At 40.0% G+C, this 15,076-nt stretch carries 17 protein-coding genes; 16 read left to right on the top strand and 1 reads right to left on the bottom strand.

Annotated elements, in window-relative coordinates; genetic code table 11:
- Positions 1 to 10: 10 nt before the first annotated feature.
- The 4 genes from rsgA to spoVM all read left to right on the top strand — a co-directional run bounded on the left by rsgA (position 11) and on the right by spoVM (position 2,475).
- The gene (gene rsgA / locus U9R83_RS21105; protein WP_013058917.1) at positions 11 to 892 is read left to right on the top strand and encodes a ribosome small subunit-dependent GTPase A; all 882 of its coding nucleotides are present in this window, start codon (positions 11 to 13) and stop codon (positions 890 to 892) included.
- 2 nt (positions 893 to 894) lie between these two features.
- Complete coding sequence (gene rpe / locus U9R83_RS21100) at positions 895 to 1,551, top strand: ribulose-phosphate 3-epimerase (RefSeq protein ID WP_140451713.1); 657 nt, start codon at positions 895 to 897, stop codon at positions 1,549 to 1,551.
- Between the two features lie 116 nt (positions 1,552 to 1,667).
- Positions 1,668 to 2,315, top strand: a complete 648-nt coding sequence (locus U9R83_RS21095; protein WP_098999581.1) for a thiamine diphosphokinase — start codon at positions 1,668 to 1,670, stop codon at positions 2,313 to 2,315.
- Between the two features lie 79 nt (positions 2,316 to 2,394).
- Positions 2,395 to 2,475, top strand: a complete 81-nt coding sequence (gene spoVM, locus U9R83_RS21090; RefSeq protein ID WP_016765421.1) for a stage V sporulation protein SpoVM — start codon at positions 2,395 to 2,397, stop codon at positions 2,473 to 2,475.
- Positions 2,476 to 2,532: 57 nt separating this feature from the next.
- Here spoVM and rpmB read toward each other — a convergent pair whose 3' ends face one another.
- On the bottom strand, positions 2,533 to 2,721 hold the full coding sequence (rpmB, locus tag U9R83_RS21085; RefSeq protein WP_013058914.1) for a 50S ribosomal protein L28: 189 nt from the start codon (positions 2,719 to 2,721) through the stop codon (positions 2,533 to 2,535).
- 314 nt (positions 2,722 to 3,035) lie between these two features.
- On the opposite strand from rpmB, the gene U9R83_RS21080 reads away from it, so the two are divergent.
- The 12 genes from U9R83_RS21080 to rnc all read left to right on the top strand — a co-directional run bounded on the left by U9R83_RS21080 (position 3,036) and on the right by rnc (position 15,051).
- Positions 3,036 to 3,398, top strand: a complete 363-nt coding sequence (locus U9R83_RS21080; protein ID WP_013058913.1) for an Asp23/Gls24 family envelope stress response protein — start codon at positions 3,036 to 3,038, stop codon at positions 3,396 to 3,398.
- 16 nt (positions 3,399 to 3,414) lie between these two features.
- Positions 3,415 to 5,082 (top strand): DAK2 domain-containing protein, encoded by a 1,668-nt coding sequence (locus U9R83_RS21075; RefSeq protein WP_154973138.1) that lies wholly within the window; start codon positions 3,415 to 3,417, stop codon positions 5,080 to 5,082.
- Positions 5,083 to 5,278: 196 nt separating this feature from the next.
- The gene (locus U9R83_RS21070) at positions 5,279 to 6,307 is read left to right on the top strand and encodes a PTS sugar transporter subunit IIC (RefSeq protein WP_016765419.1); all 1,029 of its coding nucleotides are present in this window, start codon (positions 5,279 to 5,281) and stop codon (positions 6,305 to 6,307) included.
- 212 nt (positions 6,308 to 6,519) lie between these two features.
- Positions 6,520 to 7,182: an L-serine ammonia-lyase, iron-sulfur-dependent subunit beta gene (gene sdaAB, locus U9R83_RS21065; RefSeq protein WP_014458409.1), complete on the top strand. Its 663-nt coding sequence runs from the start codon at positions 6,520 to 6,522 to the stop codon at positions 7,180 to 7,182.
- Positions 7,183 to 7,280: 98 nt separating this feature from the next.
- Positions 7,281 to 8,168 (top strand): L-serine ammonia-lyase, iron-sulfur-dependent, subunit alpha, encoded by an 888-nt coding sequence (gene sdaAA / locus U9R83_RS21060; protein WP_014458410.1) that lies wholly within the window; start codon positions 7,281 to 7,283, stop codon positions 8,166 to 8,168.
- On the top strand, positions 8,161 to 10,209 hold the full coding sequence (recG, locus tag U9R83_RS21055) for an ATP-dependent DNA helicase RecG (protein ID WP_014458411.1): 2,049 nt from the start codon (positions 8,161 to 8,163) through the stop codon (positions 10,207 to 10,209). Before sdaAA ends, recG begins: the two co-directional genes overlap by 8 nt.
- 263 nt (positions 10,210 to 10,472) lie before the next feature.
- The gene (gene fapR, locus U9R83_RS21050) at positions 10,473 to 11,036 is read left to right on the top strand and encodes a transcription factor FapR (RefSeq protein ID WP_014458412.1); all 564 of its coding nucleotides are present in this window, start codon (positions 10,473 to 10,475) and stop codon (positions 11,034 to 11,036) included.
- Positions 11,037 to 11,056: 20 nt separating this feature from the next.
- Positions 11,057 to 12,061 (top strand): phosphate acyltransferase PlsX, encoded by a 1,005-nt coding sequence (gene plsX / locus U9R83_RS21045; protein WP_208732908.1) that lies wholly within the window; start codon positions 11,057 to 11,059, stop codon positions 12,059 to 12,061.
- 3 nt (positions 12,062 to 12,064) lie between these two features.
- Positions 12,065 to 13,009 carry an ACP S-malonyltransferase gene (fabD, locus tag U9R83_RS21040; protein WP_328575411.1) on the top strand — a complete coding sequence of 315 codons (945 nt, stop codon included), beginning with the start codon at positions 12,065 to 12,067 and terminating at the stop codon, positions 13,007 to 13,009.
- Between the two features lies 1 nt (position 13,010).
- Positions 13,011 to 13,751, top strand: a complete 741-nt coding sequence (gene fabG / locus U9R83_RS21035) for a 3-oxoacyl-[acyl-carrier-protein] reductase (RefSeq protein ID WP_013058906.1) — start codon at positions 13,011 to 13,013, stop codon at positions 13,749 to 13,751.
- A 138-nt stretch (positions 13,752 to 13,889) separates the two neighbouring features.
- Positions 13,890 to 14,123, top strand: a complete 234-nt coding sequence (gene acpP, locus U9R83_RS21030) for an acyl carrier protein (RefSeq protein WP_013058905.1) — start codon at positions 13,890 to 13,892, stop codon at positions 14,121 to 14,123.
- Positions 14,124 to 14,304: 181 nt separating this feature from the next.
- The gene (gene rnc, locus U9R83_RS21025; RefSeq protein ID WP_014458413.1) at positions 14,305 to 15,051 is read left to right on the top strand and encodes a ribonuclease III; all 747 of its coding nucleotides are present in this window, start codon (positions 14,305 to 14,307) and stop codon (positions 15,049 to 15,051) included.
- Positions 15,052 to 15,076 lie beyond the last annotated feature (25 nt).

Below are 15,076 nucleotides of genomic sequence, written 5' to 3'. Positions count from 1 at the left end.
GAGTGAGGTTATGCCAGAAGGAAGAATTATTAAATCCCTTAGCGGATTTTATTATGTTCTTCATGACGGACAAGTAACGCAATGTCGAGGACGAGGTGTTTTTCGTAAAAAGAAGGTAACGCCTTTAGTCGGTGACAATGTAGTATTTCAGGCCGAAAATAAGCTTGAAGGATATATACTTGAAATTAAAGAACGTAAAAATGAATTAGTTCGTCCCCCAATTTCAAATGTTGATCAGGCGCTGCTTGTTTTTTCAGCGATTGAACCTGATTTTAGTACAATGCTTCTTGACCGATTTTTAGTGTTAGTGGAGTCTAATCATATTGAACCTATTATTTGTATTTCAAAAGTAGATCTTTTATCACAGCAGCAAAAGCAAGAAATCGAGCAATATGCCGAAGAATATCGTAAAATAGGATATGAGGTCATTTTAACGTCGACAGTCACAGAAAAAGGCATGGAACAAATTCAGCCGTTATTTGAAGATCGCGTAACGGTTATTGCTGGACAGTCAGGTGTAGGTAAATCTTCACTGCTAAATACGCTTAAACCAGAGCTTGAGTTAAAGACAAATGATATTTCAATGTCACTTGGAAGAGGAAAGCATACAACACGTCATGTAGAACTGATTTCGTTTGGTGAAGGTTTAGTAGCTGATACGCCAGGCTTTAGCTCACTGGAATTTTTAACGTTAGAAGTAGAAGAGTTGACCGATTGTTTTCCTGAAATGTCGCGTTTGAGTGAACAGTGTAAATTTCGAGGTTGTTTGCATGTGAAAGAACCAAAATGTGCGGTGAAAGAAGCATACGAACAAAAAGAAATTCCGAGTTATCGCTACGAACATTACTTGCAATTTATTGAGGAAATTAAGCAAAGAAAGCCGAGGTATTAAAAATGACAAAAATCGCACCTTCCATTTTATCTGCCAATTTTTCAAAGCTTGCTGAAGAAATTCGTGAAGTTGAAGCAGGTGGAGCAGACTACATCCATATAGACGTCATGGATGGCCATTTTGTTCCTAATATTACAATTGGACCGCTTATCGTTGAGGCTGTACGCCCTGTCACAGCACTGCCATTAGATGTGCATTTAATGATTGAAAACCCAGATCAATACGTTCCAATGTTTGCAAAGGCAGGTGCCGATATTTTAACGGTACATGCTGAAGCGTGTACTCATTTGCACCGCACCATTCAATTAATCAAAGAGCACGGCATGAAAGCAGGCGTTGCTTTAAATCCTGCAACGCCAATTGACGTGGTAAAGCATATCTTAGAAGATATCGATCTTATTTTATTAATGACGGTGAACCCAGGCTTTGGAGGACAAAACTTCATTCCAAGTGTACTGCCGAAAATTGAGCAAATCTCTCAGCTTATTGAAATCCGTCACCTTTCTATTGAAGTAGAGGTTGATGGAGGAATTAATGAAGAAACAGCAAGAAAATGTGTAGAAGCAGGAGCAAATGTCTTAGTGGCTGGCTCAGCTATTTATAATCAAGAAGATCGAGCTGGCGCAATCAGCCAAATTCGCACAACTGTTCAAGCGTAAGTAATAAAAGCTGCTGTGTACAACGGGTAGAACTTGTACACAGCAGCTTTTTCTTTTAGGATAAAGAAAACATATTTATTTCGTTCATTTTTTAATAGAAAAGGAGCATATACATAATGAAAATTCATATTCTAGCAGGGGGACCGGATGAACATATGCCACTTTTGCACCAATCAAATGATGTAAAGTGGGTAGGAGTAGACCGCGGCGTATTCCTGCTTCTTCAACAAGACATTTTGCCCGTGAAAGCATTCGGAGATTTTGATTCCATTACAAATGCGCAGCTTAAGCTAGTGAGAGAAGCATTACAAGATGTTGAACTGTATCCTGCGGAAAAAGATGCAACTGATTTGGAACTTGCTTTTGAGTGGGCAATAGAGCAAAAACCGGACAGTATTTGTATCTTTGGAGCAACAGGTGGAAGACTTGACCACATGTTTGGAAGCATTCAGCTCCTGTACAAAGGCTTAAAAAAGAAAGCGAATGTACAAATGATTGACAATCAAAATATCATTCAATTGTTTGAACCAGGCACTTATCATGTTGATCGTTTAAAGGAGTTTCACTATATTTCATTCGTTCCTTTTGCAGGCGGTGTAAAAGAGCTTACGCTAGAAGGTTTCAAATATCCGCTCAATAAGCATGAAGTAGAACTCGGCTCAACTTTATGTATTAGCAATGAACTTATTCAACAAAGAGGTACTTTTTCATTTACAAAAGGCATATTAATGATGGTAAGAAGCAATGATAAACGTTGCTTGTGATGAAGTATGGAAAATGAGAGCAGGACATAGGGCTTTCTTTAAAAGGAGATAAAGTGTGGAGACGGTTAGGAGGGACAGTATGAAATTCTATACAATCAAACTTCCAAAGTTTTTAGGTGGGATCGTAAAGGTCATGCTTAATTCGTTTAAAAAAGATTAACAACGCCGGAATAATAAAAGAAGCACCATAAAATATGGTGCTTTTTCATTATAAAGATTAAACGCGTTGAACTTTACCAGACTTAAGGGCTCTAGCTGAAACGTACACACGTTTTGGTTTACCGTTCACTAAGATACGTACTTTTTGAACGTTAGCACCCCATTTACGCTTAGTAGCGTTCATTGCGTGAGAACGTGCGTTACCTGAACGAGCTTTTCTACCAGTTACTACACATTTGCGTGCCATGATTTTCCCTCCTAACACCAAAAAAACTACTCAATTCTGTTTTGAGAAATACTATATTAATTTATCACAGCCTTACAGAGAATGCAATAGTTCTGGAGAAAAGCTTTCAAGAAATTTTCCTTGACATATAAAATGAATCTATGTTCAATAATATAGAGAGTAGAAATAGGTATAACTTGGGCTATTACTTATTTTAAGACAAGTTGATACCTAATACTGTCATCTTTAAAAGGGACAAGCTGGACGCCTCTTTTAAAACGAGATTGATTATAGTAGAATATTTATAACCTATGAAAGTAGAAAGGGGAACGAGTATGTCCATCGAAATGAAAACGAAGTATGGTCAAATTGATATCTCTACAGATGTAATTGCAACAATTGCTGGAGGAGCAGCTGTTGATTGTTACGGGATTGTCGGAATGGCTTCAAAAAATCAGCTTAAAGATGGTCTTACAGAAATTCTTCGCAAAGAAAACTTTACACGAGGTATTGTAGTAAGACAAGAAGAGGATGACGTACATATCGACATGTACATTATCGTAAGCTATGGAACAAAAATTTCTGAAATTGCTCATAATGTGCAAACAAAAGTAAAATACACGCTGGAACAAACGGTTGGTTTAACGGTTGATTCAGTAAATATTTATGTGCAGGGTGTTCGTGTAACGAACGTTTAATTAAGGAGGAAGATTCGTGTCAATGACAACGTTGGACGGAAAGCGGTTTAGAGAAATGGTGCTTCAAGGAGCCCAGCATCTATCTAACAATGCAGACTATGTAGATGCACTGAACGTTTTTCCTGTGCCAGATGGCGATACTGGAACAAATATGAACTTATCAATTACGTCTGGTGCTAAAGAAGTAAAAAATAAACTATCTGATCACATCGGCCAAGTGAGTCAAGCTTTGTCTAAGGGCTTATTGATGGGCGCGCGCGGTAATTCAGGAGTTATTTTATCTCAATTATTCCGCGGTTTTGCGAAATCGGTTGAGCAAAAGTCAGCGATTACAACAGTTGAGTTTGCTGAAGCTCTTGAGCTTGGTGTAGAAACTGCTTATAAAGCTGTTATGAAACCAATCGAAGGAACCATTTTAACAGTAGCTAAGGATACTGCTAAAAAAGCAGCAGCTGCTGCTAAAAAGCAATCTGATATGATTCTGTTCATGGAAGAAGTACTTAAGGAAGCTAATGCTTCGTTAAATCGCACGCCAGATCTTTTACCCGTGTTAAAAGAAGTAGGCGTAGTGGATAGCGGAGGTCAAGGGCTTGTTTTAATTTATGAAGGGTTTTTAGCTGAATTAAAAGGTGAAAAACTTCCGGGTGTACCCATGTCAGCTCCTTCGATGAATGAACTCGTAAATGCTGAGCATCATAAGCATGCGCAAAGCCATATGAATACAGAAGATATTGAATTTGGCTATTGTACAGAATTTATGGTAAGGCTGGAAGAGGATAAGCCTGCAGCTAAAACATTTTCTGAAGAAACGTTTCGTCAAGACTTAAGTAAATGGGGCGACTCATTGCTTGTAGTATCTGATGATGAAATCGTGAAAGTTCATATTCACGCCGAGCATCCTGGAGAAGTGTTAAACTACGGGCAGCAATATGGAAGTTTAATTAAAATGAAGATTGAAAACATGAGAGAACAGCATAGCAGCATTGTTTCAGATGAAGAAAAGCCTGCAGTAAAAAAGGCTGAAAAACAGCCCTTTGGCATTGTTACTGTATCAATGGGAAAAGGAATTGCTGAATTGTTCAAGAGCCTTGGGGCAACGGTTGTCATTGAAGGCGGACAAACAATGAATCCAAGTACGGAGGATATTGTCAAAGCGATTGAAGAAACAAATGCAGAACAGGTACTTATTTTACCTAATAACGGAAATATTGTAATGGCTGCTAACCAAGCGGCTGCTGTTGCGGGCAGTCACGTTTCGGTTGTCCCGTCTAAAACGGTTCCTCAAGGAATGACAGCGCTGCTATCATTTAATCCTCAGCAAAGCTTAAAAGAAAACGAGGAAGCAATGACAGAAGCTCTGCAGCACGTAAAAACAGGGCAAGTAACGTATGCAGTTCGCGATACAAATATTGATGGCCTTGAATTAGCTAAAGGCGATTTTATGGGTATTGCCGAAAAGAAAATCGTCGTAAAAGATTCAGAGAAATTAGAAGCAGCGAAAAAGCTATTGACTTATATGATTGATGACGAAGCGGAAATCCTTACGATTCTTCAAGGAGAGGATGTCTCAGACGATGAAGCTGAAGCGCTAACATCGTTTGTAGAAGAAACGTTTGAAGAAGTTGAGGTAGAGCTTCATAAAGGAGATCAACCTTTATATTCTTACATTTTTGCAATTGAATAATAAAAAAAGAAGCATCCCTCCCGAGGGGCGCTTCTTTTTTGTGTTTTTTTGAGTTAAATACGAACTATTTTATTTTTTTATGTTGTAATCGTTCGTTATATTAGGTATATTAGTTGAAAAGAACCCGTTTGTATGGTAATTTTGAAAACTGATTAAGTCAAATGTGAAAGAAAACAGCACGAGAGGAGAGACAACAGTGGATATTTTAAAAGGAACAGGTTTATTGTTATTAGTTTTATTTTTATTTTGGTTGTTTAGCAACAAGGCGCCTTATGGCATGAAAGCAATGGGGGCTCTGGCAAGCGGAGCGGTAGCTGCGTTTCTCGTAGAGGCCTTTCAGTCATATGTAGGAGGAGATTTACTAGGCATTTCATTCTTAGGTGAAGTTGGAAAGGCTGCAGGAGGAATGGGAGGAGTTGCAGCAGCTGCACTAGTTGCTTTGGCGTTAGGAGTATCTCCTGTATATGCTCTTATGATGGGCGTGGTGTGTTCAGGACTAGGCTTGCTCCCTGGATTTTTTGCGGGATACCTCATGGCATTTGTCGTGAAATTTATTGAGAAAAAGGCACCTGCTGGTCTAGACTTATTAGGCAACATCTTAATTGCAGCACCTTTAACAAGATTAATTGGTAATGCATTCTCACCTATTGTAGATGCGACTCTTTTAAATATTGGAGGAATTATCAAAGACACAACAAGTGCTAGCCCTATTTTGATGGGAATTATTTTAGGGGGAGTTATTACAGTAGTAGCAACGGCTCCGCTTAGCTCAATGGCTTTAACGGCTATGCTAGGGTTAACGGGATTGCCTATGGCGATTGGAGCTCTTGCTGTGTTTGGTTCTTCTTTCATGAACTATGTGCTGTTTGATCGATTAAAAATTGGGGATCGTCGTACAACCATTTCCGTTGCAGTTGAACCTTTAACACAAGCGAATATTATTTCAGCCAATCCAATTCCTATTTACATTACCAACTTTGTTGGAGGGGCACTAGCGGGTGTAGTTGTGGCTCTATTCGGATTAGTAAATGATGCTGCAGGCACGGCAACGCCAATCGCAGGACTTGCAGTGATGTTTGGGTTTAATGACCCTATGAAGGTCACAATTTGTGCAGTACTTTGTGCACTAGCGGGAGCATTAGCTGGGTTTATAGGTTCAGTTGTTTTTAAAAACTTTAAAATTAAAACAGTAGACGATGTAGCTTCAGAGCAAGAAGCAGCGTAAGTAATTCATCTTTTCCTGCATAACATAGCAAAAAAAGCGGTGTGCTTATCCTATTTTTATGGATAAATACACCGCTTTTTTTGTGCGTGAATCCCTAATAAAAATGAGAATTTTTAAATTTTTCAAGAGCGTGAAACAAAGCTTCCAAAAAGTCAAAAGCTCAAGTAACATATAAGTAATAACAATGTCTAAATAGCAGGGGGAAAATCCTTATGAAATATAAATCTGTCTTTGATATTATTGGTCCGGTAATGATTGGACCATCTAGCTCGCATACAGCTGGTGCAGCGCGTATTGGACGCGTTGCCCGAACACTCTTTGGTAAGCAGCCCACAAAAGTTGTGGTTTCATTGTACGGTTCTTTTGCTCAAACGTATAAAGGGCATGGAACAGACGTAGCGTTGATTGGCGGTATTCTAGATTTTGATACATTCGATCAGCGTATTCCGCAATCTTTGGACTTAGCTAAAAAGGAAGGAATCGACGTCACATTTGTTGAGGAAGCGGCAATCACAGATCATCCGAATACTGCTCGCATCAAAATGAGCGACGGATTAAAGGAAATTGAAGTTGTTGGAATTTCAATTGGCGGAGGGAAAATTCAAATTACGGAGCTGAACGGATTTGAATTAAATTTATCAGGCATGAATCCAGCTATTCTCGTTGTGCATAATGATCGATTTGGTGCCATTGCGACCGTTACAAATATTTTGATGAAACATTCAATTAATATTGGACATATGGAAGTATCTCGTAAAGAGCGCGGAGAAGTAGCGCTCATGGCAATTGAAATGGATACGAATATTGAAGATGATGTAATTGAAGAGTTAAAAACATTGCCTCACATTATTCAAGTAACAAGAATGGTTGAGTAGGATAGAGCGAATAGGAACGGCTTGAAAGAATAACTCGAGCCGAGTGATTATAGATGATTCTAAAATGAAAATAAGACAGAATAATAGCGGAGGTTACTATGTTTCGAAACGTAGCAGAACTAGTAGAATTAGCAGAAAGTCAAAACGTAAAAATTGCAGAGATTATGATTCAACAGGAAATAGATATCACGGGAGTTACTCGTGAAGAAATCATGGAAAAAATGGACCGGAACTTAACGGTTATGGAAGAAGCGGTTGAACGCGGTTTAAAAGGGGTACAGTCTGTTACAGGTTTAACAGGCGGAGATGCAGTGCTGCTTCAAAACTATATTCAAAGTGGAAAATCTTTATCTGGAAATTTAATTTTAGATGCAGTCAGCAAAGCTGTAGCGACAAACGAAGTAAATGCGGCGATGGGGACAATCTGTGCAACGCCTACTGCTGGATCTGCCGGGGTAGTGCCAGGAACGCTATTTGCAGTGCAAAATAAGCTAAACCCAACTCGTAAAGAAATGATTGAATTTTTATTTACATCAGGTGCTTTTGGGTTTGTTGTAGCCAATAATGCGTCTATTTCAGGAGCAGCAGGCGGATGTCAAGCAGAAGTTGGTTCAGCTTCAGGTATGGCAGCTGCAGCGATTGTTGAAATGGCAGGAGGTACACCGAGTCAGGCAGCTGAAGCAATGGCAATTACTCTCAAAAATATGCTAGGATTAGTATGTGACCCAGTAGCGGGGCTAGTAGAAGTTCCATGTGTGAAACGAAACGCAATGGGAGCGGCGAATGCAATGATTGCAGCAGATATGGCCTTAGCAGGCATTACAAGTCGTATTCCATGTGATGAAGTCATTGATGCTATGTATAAAATTGGTCAAACAATGCCGGTTGCATTACGAGAAACTGCACAAGGAGGCTTAGCGGCAACACCAACAGGTCGCGAGCTTGAAGCGAAGATCTTTGGTATTGCATTAAATAAAAGTGAATGAACTAACAACTATTTCAATTAAAACCATTAAAGGTATTGGAGATGAAACAGCACAAGCATTAGAGGATATGCATATTCACAGTGTGCATGACTTGTTAGAACATTTCCCATACCGCTATGAAGATTATGAGTTAAAAGATTTGGCTGAAGCAAAGCACGACGAAAAGGTCACCGTAGAAGGAAAGGTTCACAGCGTCCCCTCGCTTACGTATTACGGAAAAAAACGTTCGCGCCTTACGTTTCGGCTGCTAGTAAACCGCTATTTGATTACGGTTACTTGTTTTAATCGCCCTTACTATAAATCGAAGTTAGAAATCGATCAAACTGTTACGGTTACGGGGAAATGGGATCAGCATCGGCAAACGATTAACTTGCAGGAGCTTCAATTTTCTCCGTTTGTTAAAAATCAAACGATTGAGCCTGTTTACTCAGTTAAAGGCAGCTTAACGGTCAAAGGAATGCGGAAATTCGTCTCTCTTGCGTTGAAGAATTATGGCAGTAGCATTCAGGATATGCTTCCGGACTCTATTCGTTCTAGGTACAAACTAGTAACGCGTGAAGAAGCGGTTAGAAGTATTCACTTGCCTCGTGATCATGAAGATTTAAAACAAGCAAGACGTCGGTTTGTTTATGAAGAATTTCTACTTTTTCAATTAAAAATGCAGGCGCTTAGAAAGCGCGAAAGAGAAGAAACGCCTGGAATGAAGCAAGCATTTGATTCAACTGAGCTGGTAAACTTCACGAACTTGCTGCCGTTTCCGTTAACAAACGCTCAAAAACGTGTAGTAAACGAAATTACGCACGATATGAAATCGCCTTATCGCATGAATCGCTTGCTGCAAGGTGATGTAGGGTCTGGTAAAACGGTCGTAGCAGCGGTTGCTTTATACGCGACTGTTTTAGCAGGGCACCAAGGTGCTTTAATGGTACCGACTGAGATTTTAGCTGAACAGCATGCTGAGTCATTGACTGCGATGCTTGAAAAGGTAGGCATCAGTGTAGGCTTGCTAACAGGGTCTGTTAAAGGAAAAGCAAGAAGAGAGCTGCTTCAGCGAGTGAAAGACGGAGATGTTCATGTATTAGTAGGTACACATGCCTTAATTCAAGACGAAGTTATATATAGTAGTTTAGGGCTCGTCATTACGGATGAACAGCACCGCTTTGGAGTTGGACAGCGCCGGGTTTTACGTGAAAAAGGAGAAAGTCCGGATGTACTATTTATGACGGCGACTCCTATTCCAAGAACCCTTGCTATTACGGTGTTTGGAGAAATGGATGTGTCCATTATTGATGAAATGCCAGCAGGGCGTAAGGCAATTGAAACATACTGGGTAAAACATGATATGCTTGAACGTATTTTACATTTCGTTGAAAAAGAAATACATGACGGCAGACAGGCTTACGTTATTTGTCCGTTGATTGAAGAATCGGACAAGCTGGATGTCCAAAATGCAATTGATGTACATGCAACACTCACTCACTATTTTAATGGAAAAGCAAGCGTTGGTCTCATGCACGGAAGATTGTCACCTGATGAAAAAGAAGAAGTGATGAAACAGTTTAGCGTAAATGACGTGCAGATTTTAGTATCCACAACGGTTGTAGAAGTAGGAGTGAACGTTCCGAATGCAACCGTGATGGTCATTTATGATGCAGAGCGCTTTGGGTTATCTCAGCTTCATCAGCTAAGAGGACGCGTAGGACGAGGAGATGCACAGTCGTATTGTATTCTGCTCGCGGATCCCAAATCAGAAGTTGGAAAAGAACGAATGACCATCATGACGGAAACAAACGATGGATTTGTATTATCAGAAAGAGACCTAGAGCTTCGTGGGCCTGGTGATTTCTTTGGTAGAAAACAAAGCGGGATGCCTGAGTTTAAAGTAGCTGATATGGTGCACGATTACCGTGCGCTTGAAGTAGCTCGAGAAGATGCTGCTAAGCTTGTAAATTCCGACAGCTTTTGGACAGAAGATCAGTTTGCACTGCTGAGAATACAATTAGAAGCAACGGGCGTATTAACTGGAGAAAAATTTGATTAGTAAAAGAAGCTGAAAGTAGTTTAGTTGAAGGGAAATCCGAACGATGAATCGAGATTCTTGATGAAGAATCCAACTCGTTCGGATTTTTTCATTGGTATGGTGAACGCAGGTTTCATGTATGTAGATGTTTTTAGCGACTGTTAATAGTCATGGATATCCATAGTGCGATGCAAGGAATACAGCATGTGAAAAATGTTGCAATTAGAAGATAATGATTATATACTGCTATTAGTACCTAGTATTAAAAGTTCGGATGGTGGACAATGAAGCGCAGTAAAAGAGAAAGACAGCAGCTATTAAAAACGACAATTGAAGAAAACCCATTTATTACGGATGAAGAACTAGCAGACCGTTTTTCAGTGAGCGTTCAAACAATTCGATTAGACCGCCTAGAGTTGTCGATTCCTGAACTGCGAGAACGTATTAAGCATGTAGCTTCAAAACAACTAGACGAGGAAGTGCGTTCGCTTCCGATTGAAGAAGTAATTGGAGAAGTTATCGACATTGAACTAGATCAATCAGCGATATCTATTTTTGATGTGAAAACAGAGCATGTGTTTCAGCGTAATCAAATTGCTCGTGGTCACCACCTTTTTGCGCAAGCTAATTCGTTAGCTGTCGCTGTTATTAACAACGAACTAGCGCTCACAGCAGATGCGTCGATCCGTTATCATCGCCCTGTGAAGCTTCATGAGCGAGTAATAGCAAAAGCGAAAGTTCTGTCAACTAGTGAAGTGCGAACCACCGTTGAAGTAAACAGCTATGTAGGGCAAGAGCAAGTGTTCTCTGGCACTTTTAAAATGTATCGTTCTACAAAGGATAAATAATAAAAAGGATGAGACGCAACATGAAACTAGCTATTGATGCAATGGGCGGAGATCATGCACCGAAAGCCATTATTGAAGGTGTAGAAAAAGCTACTGCTCAATTTAAAGAATTACATATTACGTTAATTGGAAACGAATCAGAAATAAAAAAGTATTTGACGAATTCAGATCGTATTTCAATTATTCATACAGAAGAAACCATTGATGCAACTGATGAGCCAGTGCGAGCTGTGCGCCGTAAAAAACAAGCATCTATGGTATTAATGGCAAATGAAGTAGCCGAAGGTCGTGCGGATGCTTGTATTTCAGCAGGAAACACAGGTGCGTTAATGACAGCGGGACTTTTTATTGTAGGGCGCATCAAAGGCATTGAACGTCCAGCACTTGCTCCGACGCTTCCGACACTAGATGGAAAAGGCTTTTTAATGCTAGACGTTGGTGCAAACGTTGATGCCAAGCCTGAACATTTGCTCCAGTACGCTGTAATGGGGTCTGTGTATGCCGAAAAAGTACGCGGCATTCAAGCTCCTAGAGTGGGACTGCTGAACATTGGAACTGAGGATAAAAAAGGAAATGACTTAACAAAGCAAGCCTTTCAGCTACTAAAGAATGCTGATCTTAATTTTGTAGGCAACGTGGAATCCCGTGATTTGCTAAACGGCGTAGCAGATGTGGTTGTAACAGATGGTTTTACAGGGAATATGACTCTTAAGAGCATTGAAGGAACGGCGCTTTCCTTGTTTTCTATGATTAAACAAGAATTAATGAGCACGTTAAAAAGCAAGTTAGCCGCAGCGGTGTTAAAGCCTCAGCTGCAGGGGTTAAAAGCGAAAATGGATTACAGTGAATATGGAGGCGCAGGGCTGTTTGGATTGCATGCGCCTGTTATCAAAGCGCACGGTTCGTCGGATGCGAATGCAGTATTTAGCGCGATTAAGCAAGCTGTGAATATGGTGGAAAACAATGTGTGTTCCACTATTCAAAAAGCAATCGAACAAACTGCTAATGAAGAAAAGGAGAGATAAGAAATGGGGAAAATTGCTTTTATCTTTCCAGGCCAAGGGTCACAAACTGTTGGTATGGGAAAAGATTTATATGATGGAACAGAGGAAGCGAAAAAGCTGATTCATACGGCTGACGAAGCTCTAGGGTTCAGTCTTTCAAATATTATTTTTGAAGGGTCTCAAGAAGAATTGACTTTAACTTATCACGCTCAACCTGCTCTTTTAACAACGAGTACAATGCTGCTTGAAGCATTTAAAACGAGCGGAATTACACCCGATTTTGTTGCGGGTCACAGTCTAGGAGAATACAGTGCGCTTGTAGCTGCTGAAGTTTTATCGTTTAAAGATGCCGTTGTTGCTGTTCACAAAAGAGGTCGCTATATGGACGAAGCTGTACCAGCAGGTCAAGGTACAATGGCAGCAGTGCTTGGCATGTCAGCGGAAGATCTAGAAGCTGTTACCGCTCAAATTACAAGTGAAGGCGATGCTGTTCAGCTTGCAAATATTAACTGTCCGGGTCAAATTGTTATTTCAGGTACGGTAAATGGCGTAGAAAAAGCAGGAGCTCTTGCTAAAGAAAAAGGCGCAAAACGAGTGATTCCTCTAGTGGTAAGCGGTCCGTTCCACTCTAGTTTAATGAAGCCAGCTGCTGAAAAATTACGTGATACGCTAGAAACAGTGGGCTTTAACGATGCGAAAGTTCCAGTCATAGCAAATGTAACAGCAAAGCCGGTTACTGACAGTCAAGATATTCAAAACAAGCTAGTGGAACAACTGTATTCTCCGGTGAGATGGGAAGAAACAGTTGAGACACTTCTTGCAGAAGGTGTAGATACATTTGTTGAAATTGGACCAGGAAAAGTATTATCAGGTCTTGTGAAAAAAGTAAATCGCCGTGCGGCTGTTTATGCTGTTAATGATCTTACATCATTAAAATCAACGATTGACGCACTAAAAGGGGGAGAATAACATGTTACAAGGGAAAGTTGCGGTTGTAACAGGCGCTTCTCGCGGAATTGGTCGTGCCGTTGCAATTGAGCTGGGAAAGCTTGGTGCTAAAGTAGTTGTAAACTATTCTGGCAGCGAAGCGAAAGCTCTTGAAGTTGTGGATGAAATTAAAGGATTAGGAACGGATGCAATTGCTGTACAAGCAAATGTGGCGGAAAGTGATTCTGTACAAGCAATGATAAAAGAAGCGATTTCTACATTTGGTTCAGTAGATATTTTAGTAAACAACGCGGGCATCACACGTGATAATCTTCTTATGCGTATGAAAGAAGACGAATGGGATGATGTTATTAATACAAACTTAAAAGGCGTATTTTTGTGTACAAAAGCGGTTACTCGTCAAATGATGAAGCAGCGCGCAGGACGCATCATTAATATTTCATCAATTGTCGGCGTCAGCGGTAATGCTGGACAAGCAAATTATGTAGCAGCAAAATCAGGCGTGATTGGTTTAACAAAAACAACTGCCAAAGAATTAGCAAGCCGCAATATTACAGTGAATGCAGTTGCTCCTGGTTTCATTGCAACAGACATGACGGATAAATTAAATGAAGAAGTGCAGGCGGAAATGTTAAAGCAAATTCCTCTTGCAAGCTTCGGCCAGCCTGAGGATGTTGCGAACGCCGTTGCGTTTTTAGCATCAGATGCAAGCCGCTATATTACGGGTCAAACGATTCACGTTGACGGCGGAATGGTGATGTAAAAAAGGCACTTTACGAAAAGTGTAATTTGGTGATAAAGTACAAAGGGACGTTTACTAGGCGACCGATAAACTTTATTATTCAACCATAGTATTTTAGATGGAAATCATCTATAATGACTTGAGGGGAGGTGAAGAACAATGGCAGAGGTACTAGAACGCGTAACAACAATCATTGTTGATCGTCTTGGTGTAGACAAAAGTGAAGTGAAACTAGAATCTAGTTTCAAAGAAGACTTAGGTGCTGACTCTCTAGACGTAGTTGAATTTGTAATGGAGCTTGAAGAGGAATTCGATATCGAAATTTCTGACGAAGAAGCTGAAAAAATTTCAACTGTAGGAGATGCAGTTAATTACATACAGAGCCAAATTTAATCTGTAGTATATGTATGAAAAGCCCCGTTAAACAGCGGGGCTTTCTCTTCTTTTTAAGAATTTCAAAAAAAGACCTCTTTTTTTTGAAAAGGTAGTGTATCTTTTAGGATACCTCGTTTTATAATGAGAGATGTTAGGGAAAAACTACGAAACAATTGAAGCAGGTAAGCGGAGGTATTTTATGCCTAAACAATATTCAAATCGAGATCGAAAGATAAACGTGAAATTCAAGCAAAATTTTGCAGAGTTTCAAAAGGAAATTGGTATTCAGTTTACAAATGAAGCGCTTCTTTTTCAAGCATTTACACATTCATCCTATGTGAATGAGCATCGCAGAAGACCGTATGAAGACAACGAGCGTCTTGAGTTTTTAGGAGATGCCGTATTAGAACTAACCGTATCGCAATTTTTATTTAAAAAATATCCAACGATGAGTGAAGGTGAGTTAACGAAGCTTCGTGCAGCAGTTGTGTGCGAACCGTCGCTTGTTACTTTTGCAAATGAAATGGATTTTGGTAAACTAGTGTTACTTGGAAAAGGTGAAGAGATGACAGGCGGCCGATCTAGACCGGCTTTACTGGCCGATGTGTTTGAAGCATTTATCGGAGCTCTTTATTTAGACCAAGGGCTTGATACGGTAGTAACGATTCTAAAAAAAGTTGTCTTTCCAAAAATTAATGAAGGTGCTTTTTCTCATGTGATGGATTTCAAAAGCCAGCTTCAAGAAGTGATTCAACGTGATGGAGTTGGACAATTAGAATACAAAGTTTTGCAAGAAAAAGGTCCAGCGCATAATCGCGAGTTCTTATCTCGCGTATCGTTAAATGGTGAAGAGCTCGGCGTTGGTGTAGGGCGTTCGAAAAAAGAAGCAGAGCAAAAAGCAGCTCAAGTAGCTATTACGAAAATTAGAGCAAGTCAAACGAAATAAAATGATCCCCCTCTTAACGTATTCG

This window comes from Priestia sp. LL-8 (assembly GCF_036227845.1).
GTDB classification, from domain to species: domain Bacteria; phylum Bacillota; class Bacilli; order Bacillales; family Bacillaceae_H; genus Priestia; species Priestia zanthoxyli.
This window is presented reverse-complemented; position numbering and strand designations above follow the sequence as displayed.

Coding starts and splice junctions, on each gene's coding strand:
- rsgA (WP_013058917.1), top strand. CDS start 11: ATGCCAGAAGGAAGAATTATTAAATCCCTTAGCGGATTTTATTATGTT.
- rpe (WP_140451713.1), top strand. CDS start 895: ATGACAAAAATCGCACCTTCCATTTTATCTGCCAATTTTTCAAAGCTT.
- U9R83_RS21095 (WP_098999581.1), top strand. CDS start 1,668: ATGAAAATTCATATTCTAGCAGGGGGACCGGATGAACATATGCCACTT.
- spoVM (WP_016765421.1), top strand. CDS start 2,395: ATGAAATTCTATACAATCAAACTTCCAAAGTTTTTAGGTGGGATCGTA.
- rpmB (WP_013058914.1), bottom strand. CDS start 2,721: ATGGCACGCAAATGTGTAGTAACTGGTAGAAAAGCTCGTTCAGGTAAC.
- U9R83_RS21080 (WP_013058913.1), top strand. CDS start 3,036: ATGTCCATCGAAATGAAAACGAAGTATGGTCAAATTGATATCTCTACA.
- sdaAB (WP_014458409.1), top strand. CDS start 6,520: ATGAAATATAAATCTGTCTTTGATATTATTGGTCCGGTAATGATTGGA.
- sdaAA (WP_014458410.1), top strand. CDS start 7,281: ATGTTTCGAAACGTAGCAGAACTAGTAGAATTAGCAGAAAGTCAAAAC.
- fapR (WP_014458412.1), top strand. CDS start 10,473: ATGAAGCGCAGTAAAAGAGAAAGACAGCAGCTATTAAAAACGACAATT.
- plsX (WP_208732908.1), top strand. CDS start 11,057: ATGAAACTAGCTATTGATGCAATGGGCGGAGATCATGCACCGAAAGCC.
- fabD (WP_328575411.1), top strand. CDS start 12,065: ATGGGGAAAATTGCTTTTATCTTTCCAGGCCAAGGGTCACAAACTGTT.
- fabG (WP_013058906.1), top strand. CDS start 13,011: ATGTTACAAGGGAAAGTTGCGGTTGTAACAGGCGCTTCTCGCGGAATT.
- acpP (WP_013058905.1), top strand. CDS start 13,890: ATGGCAGAGGTACTAGAACGCGTAACAACAATCATTGTTGATCGTCTT.
- rnc (WP_014458413.1), top strand. CDS start 14,305: ATGCCTAAACAATATTCAAATCGAGATCGAAAGATAAACGTGAAATTC.